This window comes from Bradyrhizobium sp. HKCCYLRH1030 (genome assembly GCF_051168395.1).
In the GTDB taxonomy this organism is placed as follows: Bacteria; Pseudomonadota; Alphaproteobacteria; order Rhizobiales; family Xanthobacteraceae; genus Bradyrhizobium.
Genome location: NZ_JBNPUY010000010.1, coordinates 1 through 12,896, shown reverse-complemented (window position 1 = coordinate 12,896; position 12,896 = coordinate 1). Strand labels below are relative to the sequence as shown.

The window sequence follows — 12,896 nt, the reverse complement described above, 5'->3', positions numbered from 1 at the left end:
CCTCACAGCGTCTTCAGGTACTCGATCAGGTCCCAGCGCTCGTCCTCCGAGAAGGCACCGCCGATGATGCCGTTCGGATAATCCTTGTTGGGCTTCGTCGGCCCTTCGAAGGAATGGCCGAGCGTGCTGTTGCCCTTGATCGGCTTGCCGCTGGAATCGCTGGTCACGAACAGCGTCTGTCCGACCTTGCACGTGCTCTCGCCGCCCTTCGGCACTGCGAAGCCGACCGACTTCGGGTCATAGTCGCGCGCGCCCTGGCAGAACGACGTCGGCCGCTCGGCAGCCGGCGTCAGCAGCCAGTACAGCGACGGCACCGAGCCGTTGTGCAGATAGGGTGCGGTCGCCCACACGCCGTTGAGCGGGCGGGCGCGATAGCTCTTGCCGGCCGGGTTGGGACAGTTTCTGCGATCGCCCCACAATGCGGCCCGCTCCGCCTCGGAGATCTTGCGGTCCTCCATCCATTTGTCGCTGGCCTTCTGCACGACGGCCATCAGCGCCAGCGCATAGGGCATCTCCGTGGTCGAGCCCTGCGGCAGGTTGCAGCCCTTCAGGTCCTTGGCCGGATCGACCTCGAGGAAGCCTGCCACGTTGACCTTGCGGTTGGCGAGAATGCTCGCCTGTCCGGGGTCGGTCTGCATCGCCTCGACGGGCTTCTGCACGAGGTCGAGGATCGGGCCCTTGGCGTTCCAGCCCTTGCTCTCCCAGTCATCGGCCGGCTTGATCTTCCAGAAGCTCTTGTCCGGATAGGTCTTGTCGAACACGGTGTCGGCGACCGGGCCGAGATGGCACTCGACACAGACAGCGGCATAGAGCTTACGGCCGCGTTCGACGCGGACCGGATCGATCTTCCAGGCGTCGTCGCCGGCGAACAGCTTCTCCGGCCATTTCGGCGAGGTCAGCCCGCCGAACGCGGGCGTCGTGGTCGCGAACGGATCGGGACCGCGCAGCATGTTCTCGATGTAGAGCAGGTTATCGATCGCCATCGACGAGCGCCACAGTCTGTCGCTCGCGGTCTTCGGCGAGAAGTTGATCTGTGCGGAGACGCCGAGCGCCTCGCCGGCATTGCGGATCAGGGGCTGCGCGATCGATCCGTCATATTGCGCCCAGGAGAACCACGGCACGGTCCAGATCGGCGGATAGGACACCGGCGCGTCGATGGCCTCCTGGTTGTCGAGCATGTTGGGCAGACCGCTCGAGGCCATGTCGAGGTAGAATACCTGGTTGCCGATGCGGTTCAGCGCGTCGAGCCGGCCGAAGCCTTCCTCCGTCTCGGTCTGGCCCTTGGCTTCGATCGTGGTCTTGTAGTTGTTGGCCTGCATGTTGAGCGCGAAATCGATCGCGGCCTTCAGGCCCTTCTTCAGGCTCGCGCGATCGGCGTCGGACGCATTCGGTCCGAGCACGCGATCGGCAAAGCGCGTGAAGCGGCCGGGCACGTATTGCGTGAAGATCATCGCAAAGCCCATGGCCTCTTCAAGCTTGCGCAGGTCGACCATGCCGGGGCCGCCGTCGAAGCGTACGCTGACGCCCTTGTAGTGGATGCTGCCGGAGTGGCAGGCCGCGCAGGTCAGGCCGATCTTGTCGGACTGCGCGGCGCCGGTGGCGGGATCGGTCGCGCCGGTGAGCCGGGCAAAGCCGACCGGCAGGCCGCCTTCGTTGCCGGCCGGGGTCGGCTTGAGGCCGGCGGGCAGCGGCGCTGCGGGCTCGGTCTTGGCAGCCGTCGCGGCGTAGCCGAACGGCCGGAGGACGCTTGGGTCGCCGTCGACGCTCTTCGGGCTCGGGATGAAGCCGAAACGTTCGAGATAGGCGCTGTCGGAGATCAGGCCGGGCGTGCCGAACGGCGCCAGATAAGGCTGCTCCATCGCCATGAACCAGGCGTAGGGAATCGGGAAGGTCGCGGTGCCCTGCGTCACGTGGTGAAACCAGTGCCGGTCCTGCGTGGTCCAGCCCTGATCGAGCCAATAGGCCGCCCTGGTCGGCTCGGTCTCGGGCAAAGCGGGCGGGATCAACGCCGCGACCTTCTTCGGCAGAACCTTGCCGAGCTTGTCGCTGACGGCGTCGGGCGCGGCCACCCAGGCGAGCAACACGGCGGCGCCGGCCAGCACTGCCGTGCCCACGAGCGCCTTGCCGATACGCCAGACGATGTTCGCGGGCTTGGGCTTGGCCATCAGCCGCGCGGCGATACGCTGCGGCAGGCGGCGGTCGACGAACAGCGTGCGGACCTCGGCAACGGAGAGATAGCGGCCGTCGCCCTCGCCCTTGCCGAGGATGTTGAGCAGCACCGGCCATTCGCCCTGCATCAGAATGGGGAAGTACCAGCGCGCTCGGTCGCCGTCGCGCGTCAGATTGGCCTTCATGAAAGTCTGGATCTGCGCCTCGTTGAGGCCGCGCTCGGTGCCCCCGTTGGGATCGGGATAGTCGCTGCCGAAGCTCGCGAACCGGTCGATCTCCTCGGGATGAACCTTGGCCTCGGCGTCGAGAATGCGCGATCCGCCGCCATGTTTGTCGAGCGGGCCGTTGCGCAACTGGTCGAGATCGGCGCCGGACCACAGGCTCTTCAGCAGCCGCAGCGGCGACAGGCCGTTCGCGATCAGCGCAACGCCAAAGGTCTCGATGCCGACGAGCCGCTTCTTGAAGCCGGTCTCGCCGCTCGCCGCCTCGACCCGGTCGCCGATGGTCTTCAAGGGGACGCTGTGGCCGTCGACGAAGCCGCCGGCGACGAGTGCGCGCAGGAAGGGACACGGGTTGTCGGACGAGACCGGAAGCTGTCCGGGCAGGGCGTCACGGGCGCGGGCGCTGTCTTCTTGCATCGAAGAACATCCTTGGAAAGCACCTGAGTGATGAAAACGAAATCACGCAAACAAACGAGGACGACGCCGAATTGCGCCGAGGAACGGGCGGATCGGCCGCCGTCTGAACGCTACAATGCAATCGTGAATGATTGGCGCAACCCGCCCAAGTGTCAACCTCAAGTCGCGATCGCGCTATTCGCCCGCGAACTTGGCCTTGGTGTCCACCAGGGTGAGCTTGGTCAACGGGATGCCGGCCTTGGTGAGGCCGTCGCGATAATGCGCGATGTCGGCGGGATTGCGCCAGCGGATGTTGCTCAGGAGGCGCTCGATCGTCATCCACGGATGCTGGCTCAAAAGTGCCGCGACGGCCTCGCCCGCTTCGACCGAGCGTCCGAGCTGCGCCAGCGCGGCGGCGCGGATGGCGAGGCACTGCAGATGGTTCGGGTTCTGATAGTACGACTCTCGCGCCCAGGACAGCGAGGCGTCGTACTGGCCGAGCATGTAATGGCTGAACGCGCTCAGCACCGACCATTGATAGCGCGGATCGCTGTTGCCGCGCTGGGCCGCCACCGAGAACAGCTCGATCGCCTGGCGGTGCTCGCCGGCGACGAGATGGCAGACGCCGAGCACGCCGCGCGCGCCCATGTCATAGGGATTGAGCTGCAGCGACTTGCGCGCCGCCTCCATCCCGGCCTCGACCCGGCCCTGCATGGCATGGACATAGGCCAGCAGCGAATAGGAGAAGGACGAGCGGGAATCGAGTCGGACGCCGGCCTCGGCCAGCGCCATTGCCTCGTCCCACAGCTCCCGTGAGTTCCTGATCCAGCCGAAATGGATGCCCTGCAGCAGGATGGTGCCGAGATAGGTGTGGGCGATCGCAAGACCTGGGTCGATCCTGATCGCCTCGCGGAACAGCGCGATCGAGCTCTCGTAGTCGGCCTTGGTCGGCTGGTAGTAGTGCGACAGCCCGCGCAGGAAGCGATCCCACGCCGTGAGGTCCGTGGTCTTGGACCGCACCGGCACCGCCGCCTCCGCGCGATAGATCTCGGGGATCAGCGCGGTGCAGAGGTTGGCGGTGATGTCATCCTGCACTGCAAACAGGTCGCCGATGTCGCGGTCGTAGCGGCCGGCCCAGAGCTGCTCGCCGTTCTCCGGCGCGACCAGCTCGGCGGTAACCCTGATCTTGTCGCCGGAGCGCCGCACCGAGCCCTGGATGAGATAGGTCGCATCGATCTCGCGCGCGATCAGGCGGGCACTCATGCCGGCATGCTTGAAGGCGAAGGTGGAGTTGCGGCTGAGCACCCGGAAGAACGACTGCAGCGACAGCGCATGGATGAGGTCTTCGGCCAGGCCGTCCGAGAAGTATTCGTCGGTCTCGCCGCTGAGATTGGCGAATGGCAGCACGCCGACGATGGCGGTGCGGTATTGCGCCGGCAGGGTCGTGGCGGACCGCTGCTCGCGGCTCTTCTCCGGCGAGGACGGATCCCAGGTCCAGACGTTGATGGTGTCTTCGATGTTCTTGAAGCGGAACGGCCCGCGGTCGACGAAGGTGACCGTGAGGTGCTTGCTGGCTTCCTGGTAGGCCTTGTGGGAGACGGCAATTCCGCCGGGCGGTGCTGCGGCTTCAAGCCGCACCGCGGTGTTGACGCCGTCGCCGAACACCTCGTCCTCATCGAAGATGACGTCGCCCATGTTGAGGCCGAGGCGAAACTGCATCACCCGGTCGGCCGGCAAATGAGCATTGCGCTCGGCCATCAGCTTCTGCACCTCGACGGAGGCCGCGATGGCGCCGACGACGCTCGGAAATTCCAGGAGAAACCCGTCCCCTGTGTATTTCACGATGCGGCCGCCGTGATTGAGGATGATCGGGTGGATGGCGCCGCGATGGGCCTTGAACGCGGCATGGGTTCCCGCCTCGTCGGCGCCCATCATCCGCGAGTAACCGACCACATCGGCACAGACAATCGCGGCCAGCCGTCTCTCCATTCCGTCTTTGCTCCTACTCAGGGCGATACCACGGCAACAGCGGTCGAATCCAATCAATTTGCGGAAGCAATGTGTAGGCCATGTGGCGGGCCGGCGACATTGGACCCGATTGGCTCAGGTCAGCCCGGCCTTGATCAGTCCGTCGCGGTAGTGGTCGATGTCGTCCCGGCGTTTCCATCGGATGTTCTTGATGTGGCGGTCGAGCGTGAGCCAGGGGTATTGCGCGTGCAGCACGTCGACGGCGTCGCCCGCCTGGTCGGTCGCACCAAGCTGCGCCAGGGTCGCCGCGCGGATCGTCAGCGCCTGCAGATGGTTCGGGTAGAGAAACAGCTCCTCGCGGGCCCAGGACAACGCCGCCTCATAGCGGCCGAGCAGGTAGTGGCTGTAGGCATTCAGCGCCGGCCATTGGTAGCGCGGATCGCTGTTGCCGCGCTGGGCCGCGATCGAGAACAGATCGATCGCCTGCTGGTGCTCGCCGTTGACCATATGGCAGAGCCCGAGCACGCCGCGTGCGCCCATGTCGTAGGCATTGAGCTCGGTCGCCTTGCGCGCCGCCTTCATGCCGTCGTCATGGTCGCCCTGCATGGCCTGCACGAAGGCCAGGATCGCATAGGCGAACGAGGAGCGCCCGTCGAGCCGCACGCTGTCCAAGGCCAGATTCTTCGCCTCCTGCCAGAGCTCGCGCGAGCCCTTGATCCAGCCGAAATTGATGCCCTGCATCAGAATGGTCGCGAGATAAGCGTGCGCGAGGCCGAGCGTGGGATCGAGCGCAATGGCTTGCCGAAACAGCGAGATGGAGATCTCGTAGTCGGCCTTGGTCGGTCGGTAGTAGTGCGACAGACCGCGCAGGAAGCGGTCCCATCCGGTCGGGTCGGTCGCCGGCGCACGGACCGGAATCGAGGCTTCGACACGATAGATCTCCGGCATCAGCGCCGCGCATAGGCTGGTGGTGATCTCGTCCTGCATCGCGAAGAGATCACCGACATCGCCGTCATAGCGACCGGTCCACAATTGAGCGCCGGTCTCGGGCGCGATCAGCTCCGCCGTCACGCGGAGCTTGTGACGAGAGCGCCGCACCGTTCCCTGAATCAGGTAGGTCGCATCGATCTCGCGTGCGACCAGGCGGGGATTGAGGCCGCGGTCCCTGAAGCGAAACGTCGAGGTGCGGCTCAGGACACGAAAGAACGATTGCAGCGACAGCGCATGGATCAGGTCGTCCGCGAGCCCGTCGGCGAGATAGGCGTCGGCGTCGTCGGAGAGGTTGACGAATGGCAGCACGCCGACGATCGCGGTGCGATATTGCGGCGGCAGGCCGGTGACGCTCGTCCCGGCCCGGATCGCCGCCTCGCTACCCGGCTCCCATGTCCACGCCTGCACCGGCTCCCGCAGGTTCTTGAACTGAAAGCTTCCGGCGCTGGTCAGCTTGACGGGGAGTTGCAGGCCGGCCTCCTCATAAGCCTTGGCCGAGACGGCAACACCGCCCGGGACGGCGATCGATTCCAGATTGACGGCGACATTGATGCCGTCGCCGAAGGCCTCGCCGTCATCGACCGTAAACTCACCCTGATGGATTCCCAGCCGGAAGCGCATGTTGCGGTCGGACGGCAGATCGGCGTTGCGCTCCGCCATCAGGGACTGCATCTCGATCCCGAACTGGATGGCGCTGGCGGCGTTGGCGAATTCCAGCAGAAAGCCGTCGCCGGTGTGTTTGACGATGCGGCCGGCGTGGTTGAGGATGATCGGATGGATGGCGCCGCGATGAGCCTTGAAGGCGGCGTGCGTGCCGTCCTCGTCAATCCCCATCATGCGTGAATAGCCGGCGACGTCGGCGCAAAGGATGGCAGCGAGGCGTCTTTCCATCACATCGTGCTCCCGCCTCGCGCATACCACGGCCGAGGCGGCCAAATCCAACGCTTTTCCAGAACCCATCGCGGCACCTCGCCATGCGGCCCCGCGCCGGCCTCTGCGGCGCGAGACGGCAATGCCGAGGCCAGGTATGGTTAGACCGTTATTGTTAGGAAATGTTCAATCATGCTCGGCATTCACGATCTGCCTTTGTTTCTCGTCTCCGGGCTGCTGCTCAACATCACGCCGGGTCCCGACACCGCCTACATCGTTGGCCGCAGCGCGCAGATGGGCTGGCGCGGCGGGGCCGCTGCCGCCTTCGGCATCAGCACGGGCTGCCTGGTTCACGTGTTCGGAAGTGCGATCGGGCTGTCGGCGCTGCTCACGGCCTCCGCGACGGCCTTCGCGACGGTGAAATGGGCCGGTGCGGCCTATCTGGTCTATCTCGGCATCACGCAGCTTCTGGCGCGGCGGCCGGACGCCGCCAGGGCGAGTGATGCGACGTCGATGCCGGTGGTGACGCTGCGCCAAGCGTTCTGGCAGGGCGCGCTCACCAACATCCTCAATCCGAAGGTCGCGATGTTCTTCCTCGCCTTCCTGCCGCAATTCGTCGCAGCCGAGGCGCCGCACAAGGCGATCGCCTTCCTGCTGCTCGGCACGATCTTCATCGTCAACAGCACGATCTGGTGTCTCGGCGTCGCCGTCGTCGCGGCCCGTGCAGCGCGCCGCGTGCGCGACTCGTCCGCCGCGCTGCTCTGGCTCAACCGCACGATCGGCGGGCTGCTGATCTATCTCGGCGTCCGGATCGCGATGCTCGAGGCGCGCTGACTTACCGGAGCAGCTCGACGACCGCCGTGCCGGCGAGATACAGGCCGAGCAGGATCATGGCGATCAGGAACACACGGCGGAACGCCTCGGCCGGCAGTCGGGATCGCGCCGCTTGGCCCGCGAACATGCCGACAAAGGCGCAGGCCATCGCGACCGCGCCGGGCAGGGCGGTGGCCGTGCTGAGCAGGCCGGAGCTCGTCAAGTTGAAGGCCAGCGTGACCGTGGCGACCGTGAAGAACACGCCGAGGGCCTGGACCAGCTCGTCCTTCTCGAGCCCGATCGCCTGCATGTACGGTACCGAGGGCACGACCTGCACGCCGGTGGCGGCCGAGATCAGCCCGGTGACGAGGCCGACGATGCCGCCGACCCATTTCTCGTGCGGCGGCGCGACCTTGAAGGCGAGCTTGGTGAGACCGAGCAGGGCATAGAGCATCAGCAAGACGCCGAGCGCGACGTTGCCCCAGCGGGTCGAGGCATGGCTGAGCGCGCCGGCGTTGAGGCAGATGCCGATCGCGGTCCCCAGCATCAGCGGCCACAGGCGCCTGGCGATATCACGCAGATAGGGGCCGGCGAAAGTCTGCCAGATGTTGGTGATCACGGCCGGTACGATGACGATGGCGAGCGCCCGGCCCGGCGGCATGGCGACCGCGAGCAGTCCGACCGAGATGGTCGGCAGGCCGAGGCCGAGCGCGCCCTTGACGAAGCCGGCCAAAGTGAGCGCGAAGGCGATGAAGATGAGGATGGGGTCGATCATGGTCGGCACATTGACCAGACTGCGCCGACGACACAATGTGGAGGTTACGGAGCAAGCCTTCGTCCAAGGCTGAGGCAGGATGACCATGCGTTTCGATCTGGTCGATCTCAGGCTGTTCATTGCCGTGGCCGAGGCCCGCAGCATCACCGGCGGCGCCGACCGGGCGCATCTGGCGCTGGCCTCGGCGAGCGCGCGGATCAAGGGTCTGGAGGACGCGTTTGGCGTCGAGCTGTTCAAGCGCGGCCGGCGCGGCGTGGAGCTGACCGCGGCGGGCGAGAGCCTGCTCGATCACGCCCGCATCATCATGGCCAATGTCGAGGCCATGCAGGGCGAGCTCTCGGGCTTCGCATCCGGCCGTCGCGCCAACGTGCAGCTGCTCGCCAACACGGTCGGCCTCGCCGAGCATCTGCCGAAGGCGCTGGCGGCCTTCCTGCGCGAGCATCCCGACATCAACGTCGATGTCGAGGAGCGCGAGAGCACCGAGATCGCCGAGGCGATCGTGTCCGGCAGAGCGGATCTCGGCTTTGCGGCGGAGCACGCGCTGCCCGAGACGATCGAGCGCTTCGCCTTCGGCGAGGACCGGCTGATCCTGGTGGCCGGACGGCGCAGCCCGCTCGCAGCGCGCCGACAGATCGACTTCAGCGAGACCGCGGGGGCGGATTTCATCGGCCTCACGCAGGGGACGGCGCTCAACGTCCATATCGGCCGGCACGCCGCGCGGCTCGGCATCCGCCAGCACGTGCGGGCCAGGCTGCGCGATTTCGACGCGATCTGCCAGATGGTGGCGGCCGGGATCGGCATTGCCGTGGTGCCGGAAGCGGCGGCGCGGCGTTGCGCGCGGTCGATGCCGATCAGCCTCGTCGCGCTGCGCGACGCCTGGGCCGATCGGCGGCTCGTGATCTGCGCCCGCAGCTTCAAGGCGCTGCCGCGTCCGGCGAAACTGCTCGTCGAGCATTTGCGCCGGGCCGCCGCGTGAGGCGCCCGACGACCGGCCGGATGTCTCCGTTCCGCGCGAGAGGCGGGGAGCCAGGCCAGTGGAGGCGGGCTCAGCCCGCAGCCAGCCGCTTCAGCGCCGCTTCGTGGACGCGCTTGTCGCCGGCGGCGACGATCCGGCCGCCGTTCTGCGCCGGGCCGCCTTCCCAGTCGGTGACGATGCCGCCGGCGCCGTTGATGATCGGGATCAGCGCCGCGATGTCGTAGGGCTTGAGCTCGGTCTCGATGACGAGATCGAGATGGCCGGCGGCCAGCATGCAATAGGAGTAGCAGTCACCGCCATAGCGCGACAGCCGCGTCTCGGCCTCGACCCGGCCAAAGGTGGCGCGATCGGCCTCGTTCATCAGCAGCGGGCTCGTCGTATAGCACACCGCATCCCCGAGGCGCTCGCAGCGCCGGACCGAGAGCCGGCGCTCGCCGCCGCCGTTCTTGTAATTGGCGGAGCCGTTGTCGCCGGCGAAGCGCTCGCCAATGAAGGGCTGGTGCATCATGCCGAACACCGGCGTGCCCTTGTGCAGCAGCGCGATCAGCGTGCCCCAGGTCGGGAAACCGGCAATGAAGGACTTGGTGCCGTCGATCGGATCGAGCACCCAGACGTAGTCGGCGTCCTCGCGCTCATTGCCGAACTCCTCGCCGACGATGCCGTGCTGAGGAAAGTTCGCCTTGATCAGGCGGCGCATCACGGCCTCGGCGGCCCGGTCGGCCTCGGTCACCGGATCGAAATCGTGCCGGCTGCTCTTGTTGTCGACCAGCAGCGAGGTCCGGAAGAACGGCAGGATGGTTTCGCCCGACGCGGTCGCCAGACGACCGATGAAGGCGGAGAAATCAATGACCGTCACAACGCGTCCTTGGGTGAGGGAATCGGGTGGCAATAAGCCGGTTATGCCTAGCTCAAAGCGGTCGGGGGCGCATCCGGATATGGAACACCAGCGTGGCATCATGGATACCGTTTGGTGTCCGGCCGCGCTGGCCGGGCGCGGTTGAGCCGTCGTGGGCCCCTGATGTGAAAGTGAAAGCGAAACCGGCGTCCCTCTCCGATCGTTTGGATTCTCCAATCAAGCCATTGACTTCTATGATGAAAAGAAGGGCTGTTTCGCGCTGAACGCAACCCGGCCTATGTTTTTTTGCATGGAGAAAGGCGGAAAAACTCTTGCGCTTTGTGCAGCGCGATTGCATATTGTTGCGGTGCGGTAGCGCTTCGCGTTATCGCTGCCCTCCTTGGGCGTTTCCTCCCTAGACTTGGGCCGCTTGTCATTCAAGCGGCCCTTTTTTTTGCGCCGACGCCACCGGCCGAAATCGCTCGGACCGAACGCGCAGTCCTCTATTCCGCCGCCGCCTGGAACGGCCCGAGGTCGCCGAGCGGCACCGTCGCCAGCACCTCGGCGAGCACGGCGAGATCGGAGGCGACCTGGGCGAAGCGCGGTCCGCGCTCCCTGCGGCGCTCGTCCATGTAGATCGCGCGGTTGAGCTCGATCTGGATCGCATGCAAGCCCGTGGCCGGATTGCCGTAATGCTCGGTGATGAAGCCGCCGGCATAGGGCTTGTTGCGGCCGACCGAATAGCCGAGCCGGCCGAGCACGTCCTCGACCAGGTCCGGCAGCAGCGACGCGCAGCTCGTGCCGTAGCGGTCGCCGATCACCATGTCGGGCCGGCGCGGCTCGTCGCGCGAGACGCCGACCGACGGCATCGAATGGCAGTCGACCAGCACCACGGTGCCGAACTGCTGGTGCACGCGGTTGATCAGCCGGCGCAGCGCGCGGTGATACGGCTTGTACAGCGTCTCGATCCGGTGCAGCGCCTCGTCGACGCTCAGCCGGTCGCGATAGATCTCCTGGCCGTCGCCGACCACGCGCGGGATCGTGCCGAGGCCGCCGGCCACCCGCATCGAGCGGGTGTTGGCAAAGCTCGGCAGCCGCCCGGTGAACATCCGCGGATCGAGCTCATAGGGCTCGCGATTGACGTCGACATAGCAGCGCGGGAAATGCACGCGAACGACCGGAAAGCCGCGCAACAGGAGATCGGCGATCAATTCGTCCATGAACGAATCTTCGGAGCGCCGCAGCGCCGGCAGATCGATTCGCGACGCCCTTAGGAAATCGTCGGGGTAGGCCGATCCGGAGTGAGGGGAATTGAAGATGATGGGCGCGCGCCATTCGGTCGGCTCCATGATCTCGAACGGCGGCAATTCGCCATCAAAGTCCGTCATCTCTGGGCGCCGTCCCCTTGGTCACGTGCGTCGATGTCACGTCCGTTGATGCGCCGGTATCCTCCGGCCGATTCGTTCTGGACAACGCAGGCACTGCTCTTGCCAACGCGCATCTTCGATAATCCGAGCCGGTCTGCCAAGCGAAAAGCAATGAAAAAGTTCATCTCGCGTTTGGAACAACTCTGAGCTGGCGTGCTGCTTCGGTCGAAGACCGCACCTTCAGCCCTCAAAATGCCTTGCCGATGTCGGATCAAAAGGCGCAATCTTTCACCCGAAATTTACCGCCCGTCAGGCTTAGTGGCGGCAACGCTCCGCCTCTCACCCGGACCAGACAACCCCTCGCCATGCACAAAATCCTGCTCGCCGAAGACGACAACGACATGCGCCGCTTCCTGGTCAAGGCATTGGAAAATGCCGGGTTCCAGGTCTCGCCCCACGACAACGGCATGTCGGCTTACCAGCGGCTGCGCGAGGAGCCGTTCGAGATGCTCTTGACCGACATCGTGATGCCGGAGATGGACGGCATCGAGCTGGCGCGCCGCGCCTCCGAGCTCGACCCGGACATCAAGATCATGTTCATCACCGGCTTCGCCGCGGTCGCCTTGAACTCCGATTCGGAGGCGCCCAAGAATGCCAAGGTGCTGTCCAAGCCGGTGCACCTGCGCGAACTCGTCAGCGAGGTCAACAAGATGCTGGCGGCCTGAGCCGCCAGGGACACACCTCCGGAACTGGCGGATTATTCCCAATTTCGGCATTTTGCGTCCTTGCCTGCCTGCGTGGGAGCCGATATAGGGACGCCCACCCGAACGGATATTGGATTAGGGCACGTAGCTCAGCGGGAGAGCACTACCTTGACATGGTAGGGGTCACAGGTTCGATCCCTGTCGTGCCCACCATCGGCCGATCCGGCCGGTGACCCAGCCTCGTTCGATCCCACGATCATTGAAGATCCTCTCACGTCGAAGCCAAGGATCAGCCGTGGCTCGCGTCGCGGGTCCGCCAGCCCCAGGGCAGGGCGACCATAGTCGTGAATTCATGCGTCTGTCCTTCTGTCGCCGCGTCGTCCTGGCCGGGCTCGTCCCGCTTGCGCGGCCGCGGCCGCTTCGGCGCGGCAAAGGCCCGGCCATCCACATCGCGGGGCTTGCACAGACAAGGGTGGGATGCCCGGGCGCTTCGCGGTGCCGCTCTTGCGCTTCATCGGCGGCCTGCTGATCGTCGGACGGCTGTGTCGGTGGATGCTGCGGTCTGGATTTTCAGACATGGCTTCGCTGTCTCGCGGCGCGCTTTGCGTCCGAGCTGTTCTGATCGACCACCCTCTTCGTCGAAGAGGGCACGGGGAATGCCGGGCGCTGGCCGCACCCATGGCCCGCCTGCAGAAAAAAAGCAGGCGGCAGTCACCACAGGTTCAGCCGAGAACACCGGCGGGCTCAAGCGGTGGTCGCAACACCAAGTGTTTTCATTCGTGACAGCAGCTCGTCAAGCGCTTCTGCTGGAG

Annotated in this window: 9 protein-coding genes and 1 tRNA gene; 4 read left to right on the top strand and 6 right to left on the bottom strand. The window is 65.9% G+C overall.

Annotation, left to right across the window (positions count from 1 at the left end):
- Positions 1–2 precede the first annotated feature (2 nt).
- The 3 genes from ACQR1E_RS26050 to ACQR1E_RS26040 all read right to left on the bottom strand — a co-directional run bounded on the left by ACQR1E_RS26050 (position 3) and on the right by ACQR1E_RS26040 (position 6,635).
- Positions 3–2,807 (bottom strand): di-heme-cytochrome C peroxidase, encoded by a 2,805-nt coding sequence (locus ACQR1E_RS26050; RefSeq protein WP_434897743.1) that lies wholly within the window; start codon positions 2,805–2,807, stop codon positions 3–5.
- A gap of 174 nt (positions 2,808–2,981) precedes the next feature.
- Positions 2,982–4,775, bottom strand: coding sequence for an adenylate/guanylate cyclase domain-containing protein (locus tag ACQR1E_RS26045; protein WP_434897742.1), 1,794 nt, complete (start codon positions 4,773–4,775; stop codon positions 2,982–2,984).
- A 114-nt stretch (positions 4,776–4,889) separates the two neighbouring features.
- Positions 4,890–6,635 (bottom strand): adenylate/guanylate cyclase domain-containing protein, encoded by a 1,746-nt coding sequence (locus tag ACQR1E_RS26040; RefSeq protein ID WP_315716570.1) that lies wholly within the window; start codon positions 6,633–6,635, stop codon positions 4,890–4,892.
- Between the two features lie 171 nt (positions 6,636–6,806).
- Here ACQR1E_RS26040 and ACQR1E_RS26035 point away from each other — a divergent pair, with 171 nt between their 5' ends.
- Complete coding sequence (locus ACQR1E_RS26035; protein ID WP_316167848.1) at positions 6,807–7,448, top strand: LysE family translocator; 642 nt, start codon at positions 6,807–6,809, stop codon at positions 7,446–7,448.
- A gap of 1 nt (position 7,449) precedes the next feature.
- Here the strand turns inward: ACQR1E_RS26035 and ACQR1E_RS26030 are convergent, their stop codons facing one another.
- The gene (locus ACQR1E_RS26030; RefSeq protein WP_315825434.1) at positions 7,450–8,202 is read right to left on the bottom strand and encodes a sulfite exporter TauE/SafE family protein; all 753 of its coding nucleotides are present in this window, start codon (positions 8,200–8,202) and stop codon (positions 7,450–7,452) included.
- 85 nt (positions 8,203–8,287) lie between these two features.
- On the opposite strand from ACQR1E_RS26030, the gene ACQR1E_RS26025 reads away from it, so the two are divergent.
- Positions 8,288–9,178 carry a LysR substrate-binding domain-containing protein gene (locus tag ACQR1E_RS26025; RefSeq protein WP_315825477.1) on the top strand — a complete coding sequence of 297 codons (891 nt, stop codon included), beginning with the start codon at positions 8,288–8,290 and terminating at the stop codon, positions 9,176–9,178.
- 70 nt (positions 9,179–9,248) lie between these two features.
- On the opposite strand, the gene hisN is transcribed toward ACQR1E_RS26025, so the two are convergent.
- The gene (gene hisN / locus ACQR1E_RS26020; RefSeq protein WP_315716573.1) at positions 9,249–10,034 is read right to left on the bottom strand and encodes a histidinol-phosphatase; all 786 of its coding nucleotides are present in this window, start codon (positions 10,032–10,034) and stop codon (positions 9,249–9,251) included.
- A 482-nt stretch (positions 10,035–10,516) separates the two neighbouring features.
- Complete coding sequence (locus ACQR1E_RS26015) at positions 10,517–11,401, bottom strand: N-formylglutamate amidohydrolase (protein ID WP_315716574.1); 885 nt, start codon at positions 11,399–11,401, stop codon at positions 10,517–10,519.
- Between the two features lie 344 nt (positions 11,402–11,745).
- Between ACQR1E_RS26015 and cpdR the strand changes: the two genes are divergently transcribed.
- Entirely contained in the window at positions 11,746–12,105 is a 360-nt protein-coding gene (gene cpdR / locus ACQR1E_RS26010; protein ID WP_006610087.1) for a cell cycle two-component system response regulator CpdR, read from the top strand.
- A 117-nt stretch (positions 12,106–12,222) separates the two neighbouring features.
- Positions 12,223–12,297 (top strand) — tRNA-Val (locus ACQR1E_RS26005).
- Positions 12,298–12,896: the final 599 nt, after the last annotated feature.

What these genes read in the sequence shown, in the direction of transcription:
- ACQR1E_RS26050 (WP_434897743.1), bottom strand. Translation starts at nt 2,807, where the DNA reads ATGCAAGAAGACAGCGCCCGCGCCCGTGACGCCCTGCCCGGACAGCTT.
- ACQR1E_RS26045 (WP_434897742.1), bottom strand. Translation starts at nt 4,775, where the DNA reads ATGGAGAGACGGCTGGCCGCGATTGTCTGTGCCGATGTGGTCGGTTAC.
- ACQR1E_RS26040 (WP_315716570.1), bottom strand. Translation starts at nt 6,635, where the DNA reads ATGGAAAGACGCCTCGCTGCCATCCTTTGCGCCGACGTCGCCGGCTAT.
- ACQR1E_RS26035 (WP_316167848.1), top strand. Translation starts at nt 6,807, where the DNA reads ATGCTCGGCATTCACGATCTGCCTTTGTTTCTCGTCTCCGGGCTGCTG.
- ACQR1E_RS26030 (WP_315825434.1), bottom strand. Translation starts at nt 8,202, where the DNA reads ATGATCGACCCCATCCTCATCTTCATCGCCTTCGCGCTCACTTTGGCC.
- ACQR1E_RS26025 (WP_315825477.1), top strand. Translation starts at nt 8,288, where the DNA reads ATGCGTTTCGATCTGGTCGATCTCAGGCTGTTCATTGCCGTGGCCGAG.
- ACQR1E_RS26015 (WP_315716574.1), bottom strand. Translation starts at nt 11,401, where the DNA reads ATGACGGACTTTGATGGCGAATTGCCGCCGTTCGAGATCATGGAGCCG.
- cpdR (WP_006610087.1), top strand. Translation starts at nt 11,746, where the DNA reads ATGCACAAAATCCTGCTCGCCGAAGACGACAACGACATGCGCCGCTTC.